General features: G+C 73.0%; 10 protein-coding genes. 6 read left to right on the forward strand and 4 right to left on the reverse strand.

All coding sequences use genetic code 11. From position 1 onward, the window contains the following. Positions 1 to 70: 70 nt before the first annotated feature. The 4 genes from ACWGB8_RS16495 to ACWGB8_RS16510 all read right to left on the reverse strand — a co-directional run bounded on the left by ACWGB8_RS16495 (position 71) and on the right by ACWGB8_RS16510 (position 4,688). Positions 71 to 928 (reverse strand): carbohydrate ABC transporter permease, encoded by an 858-nt coding sequence (locus ACWGB8_RS16495; protein WP_452214177.1) that lies wholly within the window; start codon positions 926 to 928, stop codon positions 71 to 73. After that, the gene (locus ACWGB8_RS16500) at positions 928 to 1,857 is read right to left on the reverse strand and encodes a carbohydrate ABC transporter permease (protein ID WP_452214178.1); all 930 of its coding nucleotides are present in this window, start codon (positions 1,855 to 1,857) and stop codon (positions 928 to 930) included. The genes ACWGB8_RS16495 and ACWGB8_RS16500 overlap by 1 nt, the downstream gene beginning before the upstream one ends. Before the next feature lie 197 nt (positions 1,858 to 2,054). Beyond that, positions 2,055 to 3,323 carry an extracellular solute-binding protein gene (locus ACWGB8_RS16505; protein WP_452214179.1) on the reverse strand — a complete coding sequence of 423 codons (1,269 nt, stop codon included), beginning with the start codon at positions 3,321 to 3,323 and terminating at the stop codon, positions 2,055 to 2,057. A 606-nt stretch (positions 3,324 to 3,929) separates the two neighbouring features. Continuing rightward, positions 3,930 to 4,688: a DeoR/GlpR family DNA-binding transcription regulator gene (locus ACWGB8_RS16510; RefSeq protein WP_452214180.1), complete on the reverse strand. Its 759-nt coding sequence runs from the start codon at positions 4,686 to 4,688 to the stop codon at positions 3,930 to 3,932. Between the two features lie 254 nt (positions 4,689 to 4,942). Here ACWGB8_RS16510 and nagA point away from each other — a divergent pair, with 254 nt between their 5' ends. From nagA to ACWGB8_RS16540, 6 genes are all read left to right on the forward strand, one after another. After that, positions 4,943 to 6,115: an N-acetylglucosamine-6-phosphate deacetylase gene (gene nagA / locus ACWGB8_RS16515; RefSeq protein ID WP_452214181.1), complete on the forward strand. Its 1,173-nt coding sequence runs from the start codon at positions 4,943 to 4,945 to the stop codon at positions 6,113 to 6,115. Positions 6,116 to 6,308: 193 nt separating this feature from the next. Beyond that, complete coding sequence (locus ACWGB8_RS16520; protein ID WP_452214182.1) at positions 6,309 to 7,181, forward strand: SIS domain-containing protein; 873 nt, start codon at positions 6,309 to 6,311, stop codon at positions 7,179 to 7,181. Between the two features lie 43 nt (positions 7,182 to 7,224). Continuing rightward, a complete protein-coding gene (locus ACWGB8_RS16525; protein ID WP_452214183.1) occupies positions 7,225 to 8,142 on the forward strand; it encodes an ROK family protein in 918 nt (305 codons plus the stop codon). After that, positions 8,139 to 9,068: a 1-phosphofructokinase family hexose kinase gene (locus tag ACWGB8_RS16530; RefSeq protein ID WP_452214184.1), complete on the forward strand. Its 930-nt coding sequence runs from the start codon at positions 8,139 to 8,141 to the stop codon at positions 9,066 to 9,068. Before ACWGB8_RS16525 ends, ACWGB8_RS16530 begins: the two co-directional genes overlap by 4 nt. Before the next feature lie 146 nt (positions 9,069 to 9,214). Then, positions 9,215 to 10,075, forward strand: a complete 861-nt coding sequence (locus ACWGB8_RS16535) for a class II fructose-bisphosphate aldolase (RefSeq protein ID WP_452214185.1) — start codon at positions 9,215 to 9,217, stop codon at positions 10,073 to 10,075. Between the two features lie 258 nt (positions 10,076 to 10,333). Beyond that, positions 10,334 to 13,162, forward strand: coding sequence for a TIM-barrel domain-containing protein (locus ACWGB8_RS16540; protein ID WP_452214186.1), 2,829 nt, complete (start codon positions 10,334 to 10,336; stop codon positions 13,160 to 13,162). Positions 13,163 to 13,180: the final 18 nt, after the last annotated feature.

Here is a 13,180-nt window from a genome sequence, read left to right on the forward strand (position 1 = left end):
GTCGACGGTGCGAGGGCCCTGGCCGATGCCCTCTCGGGCTGTGGTGATGCGGCGCGGTGCGGAGGTGCCGCTACTTGACGGACCCTGCGGTGAGGCCGGAGACGACGTGGCGCTCGATGACGGCGAAGAGGACCACGACCGGCAGGATGGCGATGACGGATCCGGCGAAGAGGTAGTTCCACTGCACGGTGTAGTTGCCGATGAAGCTGCTGATGCCGACCGTCAGGGGCTGGCTGGCGGGCTCGGTGGAGAGGGTGAGGCCCATGACGAACTCGTTCCAGGCGGAGATGAAGGTGAAGATCACCGCCGTGACGATGCCGGGCATCGCGAGCGGGAGCACCACGCGGCGCAGCGTGCCCAGGCGGCCGAGGCCGTCGAGCATGGCGGCCTCCTCCAGCGCCACCGGAATGGACCCGATGTAGGCGGTGAGGATCCAGATGGTGAAGGCGAGGTTGAACGCCGCGTTGCAGAGGATCAGCGTCCACACCGAGTTGAGCATGTCCAGCTGGTGGAACTCGCGGTAGAGGCCGACCAGCAGCGAGGTCGGCTGGAACATCTGGGTGACCAGGACGAGCAGCAGGAAGAGCTTGCGTCCCCGGTACCTGATGCGGGCGGTGTAGTACGCGGCCGGCAGGGCCACCGCGAGGGCCAGCAGGGTGGAGCCGACGGAGACCAGCAGGGTGACCCGGAGGTTGTCGCCGAGGGTGGACTCCCGCCAGACGTCGACGAGGTTGGACCAGGCGAAGCGGCTCGGCAGGTAGGTGGCGTCCCGCAGTTCGTCGGCCGGCCGGACGGCGGTGACGACCATCTCCAGGTACGGCAGCAGGAACAGCGCTGCCAGCGCCCAGGCGACGGCGGTGATGACGAGGGTGCGGGGACTGATCGGCCGGCGCCCGTCGCGCCGCGTGGCGGGCATGCGGTTGGACATCAGTTCTCCTCCTGGTTCCACCGGCTGACCCTGAGGAAGAGGAGGACCATCAGGACGACCAGGGCGAAGTTCACGACGGACATGGCGGCCGACTCGGCGATGTCGGTGTTCTTCAACTGGTACATGAACACCGTCGTGGTGGCGGTGTCGCTGTCGGGTCCGCCCTGGGTCATGCCCCAGATGACGGGGAACGAGTTGAAGACGTTGATGAGGTTGATCACCAGGCCGACCAGGAACGCCGGGCGCAGCAGCGGCAGGGTGATCCGCAGGTACGCCTGGAAGGGGGAGGCGCCGTCGACCCGCGCCGCCTCGTACAGGTCGGCGGGGACGGTCTGGAGGCCGGCGAGCAGGGTGTAGGTGGTGAAGGGGAGGGAGACGAAGACCGCCACCAGGATCATCCACGGCCAGGCGGTGGCCGGGTCGCCGAGCCAGTCGCGGGGGCCGTCGATCAGCCCGAGGTCGGCGAGCAGCGTGTTGAGTACCCCGGAGGTCTGGTTGAGCATCCACTTGAAGCCGATGGAGGTCATCAGGACGGACGCGGCCCAGGGTGCGATCAGTGCCCAGCGTACGTAACGGCGGCCGGGGAAGCGCTGGTTGAACAGTTGGGCGAGGGCCAGCGCGAGGAGCATCGTGAGGCCGACCACGGCCAGTGTCCAGCCGACGGTGCGCACGAGCACGTGGCCGAGGTCGGGTTCGTCGAGGAGTTTGCGGTACTTGTCGAATCCGGCCGAGCCGCGGACGAAGCCGCTGGTGCTGATCCGCAGGAAGGAGGTGCGGACCATCTCGTAGACCGGCCAGAGGACCACCAGGACGATCAGCAGGACGGCCGGGCCGATCCACGGCAGCGGGCCGAGCCGGGCGAGGCCGGAGCGGGCCGGCGTTCGCCGTCCGGACCTCCGGGCTTGTGGGGCAGCGGACTTGAGGGACACGGGGTGCCTTCCGGGCGGGCGGAGCTGCGCGTTGGCGGGACAAGGGGTGCCGGGGTGAGGGGTTCGGGGTGCCGGGTCAGGGGCGGCGGCGGCCGGGGGTGGTCCGCCGCCGCCCGGGTGCTTCGGCGGGTGCGGGCGCTCGGGGTGCGGGTGGTCGGGGCGGTCCGGGTGCGGCGGGAACGGCCGGCGGCGGGCGGCTACTTGTCGGCGACCGCGTCCTGGGCCTTCTTCTGCAGGCTGCCGAGGACCGTGGCGGGGTCGTCGGCGACGGCGGAGCCGATGCCCTTCTTGAGTTCGGCGGAGACCGCGTCCCAGGCGGTGTCGCCCAGGGGGTAGAAGGAGGCGCCGGGCAGCAGGGCGAAGAACGGTTCGAGGTCCTTGTGCTTGCCGTTGGCGCTCATCTCCCGCAGGGTGTCCTGGGTGACGGGCATGAGGTTGTAGGTCTCGACGAACTTGAGGGTGTTCTCCTTGGAGTACGCGAAGTCGAGGAACCTCTTGATCTCCGCGGCGTGCTTGTTCTTCTTGAACGCCATCGTCCAGTCCGCCACGCCGAGCGTGGACTTGAGGGGGCCGCTCTTGCCGGGGATGGGGGCGACGCCGTACTCGACCTTGCCCTCCGTCGACATGGCGATGAGCGAGGGGTGGCCGTTGAGCATGGCGGTCTTGCCGGCCGCGAAGTCGGCGAAGGCGGTCTTGCGGTCGGTGGAGGCGGGGTTGGCGTACGTGAGGCCCGGCTGCACGAGGTTGGACTTGAGCCAGGTGAAGGTGTCGATGTTGGCCTGGCTGTTGACGGTGTAGGCGCCGCTCCGGTCGGTGTGGCCGCCGCCGTTGCCGAGTTCCCAGATCATGCTCTCGCCCTGGGCCTCCTCCGGGCCGAGCGGCAGGGCGTACGGCACGACACCCGGCACCTTGGCCTTGATCTTCTCGGCGGCCTGCTTGACCTCGTCCCAGGTGGTGGGCGGTTGGGCGATGCCGGCCTGCTGGAAGACCGCCTTGTTGTAGAAGAAGGCGCGGGCCGAGGAGACGAAGGGGATGCCGTACTGGGTGCCCTTGACCTTGCCGGCGTCGGCGAAGGTGGTGATCAGGTTGGCCTGGGTCGCGGTGGAGAGCACCTCGTCGGCCTTGTACAGGAGGTCGTCGGCGACCTTGTCGGCGTAGCCGCCGGTCTGCAGGACGTCGGGGACGTTCCCGCTCTGGATCATCGTCTTGACCTGCTTGTCGATGTCGTTCCAGTTGATGACCTGGACGTCGACCTTGATTCCGGGGTTGGCCGCGGTGAAGGCGGTGGCGACGCCGTCCCAGTAGGACTTCGAGCTGTTGGAGGCCTTGTCGCCGTAGTCGGCGGCGACCAGCTTGAGGGTGACGTTCCCGCCGGCGGAGCCGCTGGATCCGCCGCTGCCGCAGGCGGTGAGGGTGAGCGCCGTGGTGGCGCAGACCAGCGGGATGGTGAGGAGTCGCTTGTTCATGGCCGTGTACCGCCTTCGTCCTGCGAACCCGTGTCATGGGCGGGTTCGTTCCTGGGAGTTCGGAAGCCGTGCACCGGATCGGTACGCCGCGGGGCTGGGGGAGGCCGCCGCTCTGCGCACCTGTCGGTTGTTCCAACGGCAGGTAGCCGGCCAGCGCTTGCTTGATTGTGCTTGAAGGTGGCCAGTTTCGCGCAAATGTGAAGTCCCTGCTGTGCTCGGAAGTATTCACGAGGGGGCCCGAGCGGTCCAGTTGCGTTATCGGACCGTTGCGGACACGCCTCCCGCTGGACGGTTCGGCGGCCCGGGGAGGGAACAGCTCAGGCTTCGTCGGGTGCGGAGTTGCTGCAGGTCGGCGCAGCTGTGCGGGTGCCGTGGCGACCTCGTCGGGGCCTTGCCGGGCCGGACCGGAAGCCGAGGCCGGCGGAGCCCCGATCGTTGCTCAAACTTGTTCACAGGAGGCGCAAAGTGCGGGCCTCACGCCGAGACACCCGCCCCGCCGCGCCCGCCCCGCCCCGCTCGCCGCGCGAGCCGGCCCTCGGGCGTCGGCGGGCACGTCGAAGCCCCCGGACGGACCGGGGGCTTCGGGTGCAGCCGGTGGGGCGGGGCTCAGGCGCGCAGCACCCGCACGCCGCACGCGGTGATGGCCTTCTCCTGCGCGCCGGTCAGCTCGTCGTCGGTGACGACGTCGTGGATGTCCGTCAGCGGGCAGATCGCGGCGAAGGTGACCAGTCCCACCTTGGTGCTGTCCGTCAGGACGACCGACCGCGCGGCGCTGCGCAGGAAGGCCTGGTCGGTGTGGGCCTCCATCTCGTCGTGCGTGGTGCAGCCCTCGCTCGCGGTCAGGCCGTCGACGCCGATGAAGGCGACGTCCAGGTGGTACTGCGAGAGCATGCGTTCGGCGGCCGGCCCGACCAGCTCGTAGCTGGCCGACCGTGCGATGCCGCCGACCACCACGAGGCGGATCTCCGGGCGGACGATCAGGTCGGCCGCGATGTTGACCGCGTTGGTCACGATGGTGACGCCGCCGCGCTCGGCGAGCACCCGGGCGAGCTCGCTGGTCGTGGTGCCGCCGGTCAGGCCGACCACGGCCCCCTCCGGCACCAGGCGCTCGGCGGCCAGGGCGATCCGCCGCTTCTCGGCCTGCCGCTTGCCGTGCCGGTGGCGCAGCGGCAGTTCCAGGTTGACGGTGCCGGTCACCGCGCCGCCGCGGGTGCGGTGCAGCAGGCCCTGGTCGTGGAGCTCCTGGAGGTCGCGGCGGACGGTCGCGGTCGAGACGCCCAGCAACTCCGCCAGTGCGTGCACGTCGGCGCTCCCCGCTTCGGTGACATGAGCGAGGATCTTGGCGGTCCGGTCAGCTTTGAGCATGTCCGCGAGTCTAGACGAGGCTTGGTCCGTACCGCAGCGACGGTGTCGCGGATCCGGTGACCGAGGCCCGGCGCTGGCCGGGCGGCAGGTACGCGGCAGGTCTGCACCGAGGCCCCGGTGCTCGGAACTGATTAGAGTACCCGGCACATCAAGCAGTTTCGATCGGCGCGATGCCGTGTCCGTCCCCTGCCGGCGTGACCAGGGCGGCGAGGGGCGACGGCGGTGGCACGCGCCCTCTTCCTGGAGGTGACCGCGTGGCCCCCACCCGCATCACGTTGTCCGGCGCCCGTCTGGTCCTGCCCGGCGGTGTCGTCGATCACGGCCGGATCTCGGTCGGCGGGCCGGCGATCACTGGCCTCGGCGGCCCGGCGCAGGCCGGCGACCTCGACCTGGCCGGCCACACCGTCGTCCCCGGCTTCGTCGACCTGCACGTCCACGGCGGCGGCGGTGCGTCCTACTCCTCCGGCGTCGCGGAGGAGGCCCTGACGGCCGCCCGCACCCACCTCGTGCACGGCACCACCACCACCGTCGCCTCCACGGTCACCGGCGAGATCGACGACCTGGCCCGCCAGGCCGCCGTCCTGTCGGAACTCGTCGAGGACGGCGTCCTGGCCGGGATCCACTTCGAGGGGCCCTTCATCTCCCGCAGCCGCTGCGGCGCCCACCGCCCCGACCTGCTGCGCGACCCCGACCCCGCCCTGGTCCGCAGGCTCGTCGGCGCCGCCCGCGGACACGCGCGGATGGTCACCCTCGCCCCCGAACTGCCCGGCGGGCTGGACTCCGTGCGCCTGCTGGCCGACCTCGGCGTCATCGCCGCCGTCGGCCACACCGACGCCGACCACGCGACCGCCCTGCGGGCCGTCGACGCGGGCGCCACCGTCGCCACCCACCTGTTCAACGCCATGCCGGGGATCGCCCACCGCGCCCCCGGACCGGTCGCGGCCCTGCTGCAGGACGACCGCGTCACCGTCGAGCTCATCAACGACGGCGTCCACCTGCACCCCACCGTCCTCGATCTCGCCTACGGCGTCGCCGGCCCCTCCCGCGTCGCGCTGATCACCGATGCCATGGGCGCCGCCGGCATGGGCGACGGCCGCTACCCGCTCGGCCCGCTCCAGGTCGAGGTCAGGGACGGTGTCGCGATGCTCCCCGACGGCAGCTCCATCGCCGGCTCCACCCTCACCCTCGACCGGGTCCTGCGGCGCTGCCTCACCGTCGGCGGGCTCTCGCTGAACCAGGCGGTCGAATCGCTCTCCGCCGTGCCCGCCCGCCTGCTCGGCCTGGCCGACCGGATCGGCTCCCTGGAGGTGGGCAAGCAGGCCGACCTGGTGGTCCTCGACTCCGTCGGCCACGCCGTGGTCGCCGTGATGCGCCGCGGCGCATGGGTGGTCGGTGCCGAGCGGTTCGACGTGGTCGCCGCGGTCTGACGCTCCCTGGAGGGTGCCACGGCCCGCCGCAGCGGCGGGCCGTGGCCGTCGTCCGCCGCGTCGTCCCCGCCCGTCGCGGCGCCGCTGCTCGCAGCGCTGCCTTACCTGCACAGTGATGCTCGATATTGCGCAAAGCTGCAGTGAAGGTCTATAAATCAAGCATATTCGAGCAAGAACCTGTCTGGAGGACAGCGTGAGCCATGTGGACGTGGAGATCGCCGACCAGCCCGACTGCTGGCGGCGTGCGCTTGACCTGACACCCGAGGGCCTGCCGGAACGCGGCGAACGGGTCGCGGTGATCGGCTGCGGTACCTCGCTGTACATGGCGCAGGCCTACGCCGCACTGCGGGAGGGCGCAGGACTGGGGGAGACCGAGGCGTTCGCGGCCTCGGAGTTCCCGTACCGCCGGCGCTACGACCGGGTGGTGGCGATCACCCGCTCCGGCACCACCACCGAGGTCGTCGAAGCGCTCGGACGCGCGACGGCGGGCGAGACCGTCGCCCTCACCGCCGACGGCACGACACCCGTCGCCGGCGCCGCGCGCTCCCTGGTGGTGCTGGACTTCGCCGACGAGCGCTCGGTCGTGCAGACGCGCTTCGCCACCACCGCGCTGGTCCTGCTGCGCGCCCATCTCGGGCTCGTCCCCGACGACCTGCCGCAGCAGGCCGAGCTGGCCCTGGTCGAGCCGCTGCCCGAAGGAGCGGCCGCCGCACGCCAGTTCACCTTCCTCGGAACCGGCTGGACCGTCGGCATCGCCCACGAGGCGGCCCTCAAGGTGCGCGAGGCCGCCTCCTCGTGGACCGAGTCCTACCCCGCGATGGAGTACCGCCACGGGCCGGTCAGCGTCACCGACCCGACCAGCGCCGTCTGGTTCTTCGGTGCCCCGCCCATCGGACTGGAGGAGGAGGTCCGGGCCCTCGGTGCGACCGTCTCGGTCTCCCGCCTGGACCCGCTCGCCGACCTCGTCCGGGCCCAGCGGCTGGCCGTCGAGATCGCCGTCTCGCGCGGCCTCGACCCGGACCGGCCGCGCAACCTGACGCGCTCGATCGTCCTGGACCGGCCGTGACCGCCCCGCGCCGCGGCGGTCCCCGCGACGGAGGGGCGGGCCCGTGACCGTCATCGCCCTGGACGTCGGCGGCACCCGCATCAAGGGCGGCCTGGTCGAGGACGGACGGCTGCTCGAAGCCCGGCAGTGGCACACCCGCGCCGAACGCGGCCCCGATGCCGTGCTCGACACCCTCCTGGCCTGCGCCGACGACCTCCGCTCCGCCGCCGCCGGGCGAGACCTCCCGGTGACCGCGGCCGGGGTCGTCGTACCGGGGCTGGTCGACGAGGAGGCAGGAGTCTGCACCCTCGCGGTCAACCTGGGGTGGCGCGACGTCCCGGTCCGCCGCTGGGTGGCCGAACACCTCGACCTGCCCGTCGCGTTCGGCCACGACGTCCGGGCCGGCGGCCTCGCCGAGAGCCGACTGGGCGCCGGCCGCGGCTGCCGCGACCTCGCCTTCGTCCCGGTCGGCACCGGCATCGCCGCCGCCCTGGTCGTCGACGGCAGGCCGCACGCCGGAGCCCGGGGATTCGCCGGGGAACTCGGCCACCTGGTCGTCCGGCCCGGCGCAGACCCCTGCGCCTGCGGCAACCGGGGCTGCCTGGAGACCCTCGCCTCGGCCACCGCGGTGACCCGGCGGTACGCCGAGGCCACCGGCACCGGGGGCGTCACGGCCGAGGAGGTCGGGGGCCGGGCCGCAGCCGGCGAAGCCCCCGCCCTGCAGATCTGGACCGAGGCGGTCGAGGCACTGGCGGACGGGCTCACCGCGCTCACGACCCTCCTCGACCTCGAACGCCTCGTCATCGGCGGCGGGTTGGCCGAGGCGGGCGAAACCCTTCTGGAGCCGGTACGGAAGGCCCTCGCCGAACGGCTGACGTTCCGTCCGGCCCCCGCACTCGTGGCCGCCGTGCTCGGCCCGTACGCGGGCTGCCTGGGCGCCGGCCTGCTCGCCGAGGACCTCGCGGGGGTCCGATCGCGATGATCCTCACCGTCACGCTCAACACGGCCCTGGACATCACCTACCGGCTGGACGAGGTCACCCGGCACGGCAGCAACCGGGTCGCCGTCACCCAGCAGGCCGGCGGCAAGGGCATCAACGTCGCCCGGGTGCTCACCGCGCTGGGCCGGCCCGCCGTCGTGACCGGACTGGCCGGCGGGAGTACCGGCCGGGCGGTGCGCGCCGACCTGGCGGCCGCCCGGATCCCCGAGGACCTGGTCACCGTGGCCGGTGAGAGCCGGCGCACGGTGGCCGTCGTCGAGGGCCGCCACGGCGACACCACCGTCTACCTCGAACCCGGCCCCGCCGTCACCGCGCGCGAGTGGGAGGACTTCGTCGCCCGCTACGAACGCCTGCTGCCCCGCGCCGACGCGGTGGTGCTCGCCGGCAGCCTGCCGCCCACGCTGGCGGCCGACAGCTACCGCCGGCTGATCGGGACGGCCCACCGCCACGGCGTCCCGGCCGTCCTCGACACCGACGGCCCCGCGCTGCGCGCCGCGCTCACCGCCCGCCCCGCGCTGGTCAAGCCGAACGCCGCGGAACTCGCCGCCGCCACCGGTACCGACGACCCGGTCGACGGCGCGGAGGCCCTGCGGGAAGCCGGTGCGCAGGCGGTCGTGGCCTCACTCGGTCCGGACGGACTGCTCGCCTGCACGCCCGAGGGCCGCTGGCGGGCCCGGCTGCCCGAACGGCTGCCGGGCAACCCGACGGGCGCGGGCGACTCGGCCGTCGCCGCCCTTACCGCGGGGCTGGTCGCCGGCGCGCCGTGGCCCGAACGGCTGCGGCAGGCGGCGGCGCTGTCCGCCGCCACGGTGCCGGAGCCGCAGGCCGGCCGCTTCGACCGGGCGACCCGCGCCCGACTCCTCGGCGTGGTCGAGGTCGAGGCGCTCGGCCCCCGGCACGCGCCGTAGCGCCGGCCCGGTACCGGACTCCGCACGCCCCGCTGGCAGGCGCGCACGCCCCGCTGCCGGACCCGCACACCCCGCCCCGCCCGGCCCGGCGGAACACCGACCGGGCACCGGAAACCCACCCCCGCGAGAGAGGTCCCTCCACCACCATGCCCCTCACCGGAACCGGCGAGGTCCTCGCCCACGCAGTCCGACACGGCCACGGCGTCGGCGCGTTCAACGTCATCCAGCTGGAGCACGCCGAGGCGATCGTGGCCGGCGCCGAGGCCGCCGGCACCCCGGTCGTGCTGCAGATCAGCGAGAACGCCGTCCGCTACCACGGCGGCCTGGCCCCGGTCGGTGCGGCCACCGTCGCCGTGGCCCGGGCCGCCGCCGTGCCGGTGGCCGTCCACCTCGACCACGCCACCCGGGTGGACCTCGTCGAGGAGGCGGTCCGACTCGGCTTCGGCTCGGTGATGTTCGACGCCTCGGCACTGCCGTACGAGGAGAACGTCCGCGCCACCGCCGAGGTCAGCGCCCGGTGCCACGCGGCGGGTGTGGCGGTCGAGGCCGAGCTGGGCGAGGTCGGCGGCAAGGACGGCGTCCACGCGCCCGGCGCCCGCACCGATCCGGGGGAGGCCGCCGCCTTCGTCCGCGCGACATCGGTCGACGCCCTCGCGGTGGCGGTCGGCACCTCGCACGCGATGCTGACCCGTGACGCCCAACCCGACCTTGACCTGATCGCCGAACTGCGCGCGGCGGTCCCCGTGCCGCTGGTCCTGCACGGCTCCTCGGGCGTGGACGACGGGCACCTCGCCGCCGCCGTCGCCCACGGCATGACGAAGATCAACATTGCCACCCACCTCAACAAGGCCTTCACCGGCGCGGTCCGTGCGGCGCTCCGGGCCGACGAGGTGCTCGTCGACACCCGGGTCTACCTCGGCGCCGGCCGGGACGCCGTCGCCGCCGAAGTGGCGCGTCTGCTGGCGATACTGACTGTCCGTCAGGCGGGGGAGGGGCGCGTCCGGTAGCCGGTGCGGGCGGCGGCGCGGACGGCGGCAGGTCGGGCGGGTGTGCCACGGCCCGGGTCGGGGGCCCGGCCATCCGCCCTGTCGCCGCGCCCCATCCTGCTCGTGAGTTTGCAAATCGTGCTCAATATTGCTCGAAACGCCGCCAGTTCAAGCACTTGACGACATGTCATGTCCCTTGCTGTCATGGCGGGGCACAGCCTCCCCCGCCCGCCGCTCCCCATGGCGCGGGACACCCCTCTCCCTCCCCAGGAGGACAGCGTGAGCGCTGCCGTCGCTCCCCCCGACCCCCGACCACGGACCGCCGCCCGCCGCCGAACGGCCGCGGCCGTGGTCCTCACCCTGCTCGGCGCCCTGCTGACCGCGCTCGGCCCCGCCCTGCCCGCCCATGCCGCGACCGCCGGGAACGCCACGTCCGTCACCCGCACCGGTGACACCTTCACCGTCCGGACGTCGAGCGCCGCCGCCGTCCGGATCACCGTCGCCCGCGCCGACGTGTTCCGGATCTGGCTCTCCCCGAACGGCTCCTTCGCCGACGACCCGGCCGGCACCGACCTGGCGGTCACCACCTCCTTCGGCACGGTCGGCGCCACCCTCACCGACGCCGGCCCGTACTGGCGGATCGGCACCTCCGCCATCAGCCTGCGGATCAACAAGAAGCCGCTGACCTTCGCGCTCTACCGGGCCGACGACACCACCCCGGTGTGGTCCGAGTCCAAGCCCACCAGCTGGACCGGCGGCCGGACCACCCAGTACCTCGGCCGCGCCGCGGACGAGCAGTTCTACGGCACCGGCCTGCACCTGGGCGAATGGGCCCTGCGCGACCGGACCGTCCCCGTGGCGGTCTCCAACAAGTGGACCGAGGGCACCAACGCCAGCCCGGCGCCGTTCTACATGTCCACCAACGGCTACGGCGTCATGCGCAACACCTGGGCGCCCGGCTCGTACGACTTCCGGGCCCCGACCGCGCTCACCCACGACGAGAGCCGCTTCGACGCCTGGTACTTCGCGGGCACCTCGCTCAAGGACGTGCTCGACGGCTACACCGACGTCACCGGCAAGCCCTTCCTCGCACCGATCTGGGGCCTGGAACTCGGCAACGCCGACTGCTTCAACGCCTCCAACCCCGCCTACCAGGGCGACCACAACCGCGCCCGCCACCAGACCACGCCCGACGTGGTCGGCTACGCGACCGACGCGCGTGCCGCCGACATGCCCTCGGGATGGTTCCTGCCCAACGACGGCTACGGCTGCGGGTACACCGACCTGCCGGGCACCGTCACCGCCCTCAAGGCCAAGGGCTTCCGGACCGGCCTGTGGACCTCCACCGGCCTCGCCGACATCGACCGCGAGGTCGCAACGGCCGGCTCACGGGCCGTGAAGACCGACGTCGCCTGGATCGGCGGCGGCTACAAGTACGCCTTCGACGGCGTGAAGCAGGCCGTCCAGGGCATCGAGAACAACTCCGACGCCCGCCGGTTCGTCTGGACCGTCGACGGCTGGGCCGGCACCCAGCGCAACGCCGTCGTCTGGACCGGCGACACCAGCGGCACCTGGGACGCCATGCGCTGGCACGTCCCCTCGATCGCCGGCGCGGGCCTGTCCGCCCTCAACTACGCCTCCGGCGACATCGACGGGATCTTCGGCGGGAGCCCGCAGACCTACGTCCGCGACCTGCAGTGGAAGGCCTTCACCCCGGCCTTCATGACGATGTCCGGCTGGGGCGCCACCAACCCCGCGGCCGGGTACCAGGACAAGCAGCCCTGGCGGTTCTCCGAGCCGTACCTGTCGATCAACCGCAAGTACCTCCAGCTGAAGATGCGGCTGATGCCGTACCTGTACACCATGAGCAAGACCGCCAACGAGAGCGGCGTGCCCTCCACCCGGGCCCTGGTGCTGGAGTACCCGGACGACCCGGTGGCCCGCGGCAACCTGACCAGCGGCCAGTTCATGGCCGGCGACTCGTTCCTGGTCGCGCCGGTCGTCAGCGACACGAACGTCCGCAACGGGATCTACCTGCCGGCCGGCAGCTGGACCGACTACTGGACCGGCAGGGTCCACCAGGGCCCGGGCTGGCTCGACGGCTACGCGGCCCCGCTCGACACCCTCCCGCTGTTCGTCCGCTCCGGCGCGATCGTGCCGATGTGGCCGCAGATGAACCACACCGGCGAGAAGAGCGTCTCCACCCTGACCTACGACGTGTACCCGCGCGGCGACTCCACGTTCAGCCTCTACGAGGACGACGGGGTGACCCGGGCCCACCAGAACGGCGCCTACGCCCGCCAGCGGGTCGACGTCCGCGCGCCCGCCTCCGGCCGGGGCGACGCCGTCATCGCCGTCGGCGCGGCGAACGGCGGCTACACCGGCAAGCCCGCCTCGCGCGGCTACGAGTTCACCGTGCACAGCGCGGGCGCGCCGACCTCGGTGACGGTCGGCGGGACGGCGCTGCCCGCCCTCGCGGGCAAGGCCGCCTACGACGCCGCCGGCAGCGGCTGGTACTTCGACCCGGCCGACCGTGCCGGCGTGCTGTGGATCAAGGCCGGGAACCGGGCCGAGGCGTTCACCGTGACGGCGGCCGGGATCACCGTCCCGTCCGGCACCCCGGTCACCCCGGGGTCCGCCCCGATCCCGCAGACCGACTGGAAGGTCGTCGGCGCCGACAGCCAGGAGACCGCCGGCGAGAACGGCGCCGCCGCCAACGCGATCGACGGCAACCCGGCGACGATCTGGCACACCAAGTGGTCCGGCGGCGCCGACCCGCTGCCGCACGAGATCCGGATCGACCTCGGAGCCCGGCACGCCGTCGACGGCCTCGGCTACCTGCCCCGGCAGGACGGCGGCGTCAACGGCCGGGTGGGCCGGTACGAGGTGCACGTCTCCGACTCCACCACCGAGTGGGGCACCCCGGTGGCCACCGGCTCCTTCGCCGACACCGCCGCCGCGCAACGGGTGTCCTTCACCGCGGCGTCCGGCCGCTACCTCAGGCTGCGCGTGCTGAGCGAGGCAGGCGGCCGCGGCCCGTGGACCAGCGCGGCCGAGATCTCGGCCACCGGCACCCGGCTGCTGTCACCGGCCGGCGCCGGCGGCTGACCACCGGCCGACCGATTC

This window comes from Kitasatospora sp. NPDC054939, assembly GCF_053610105.1.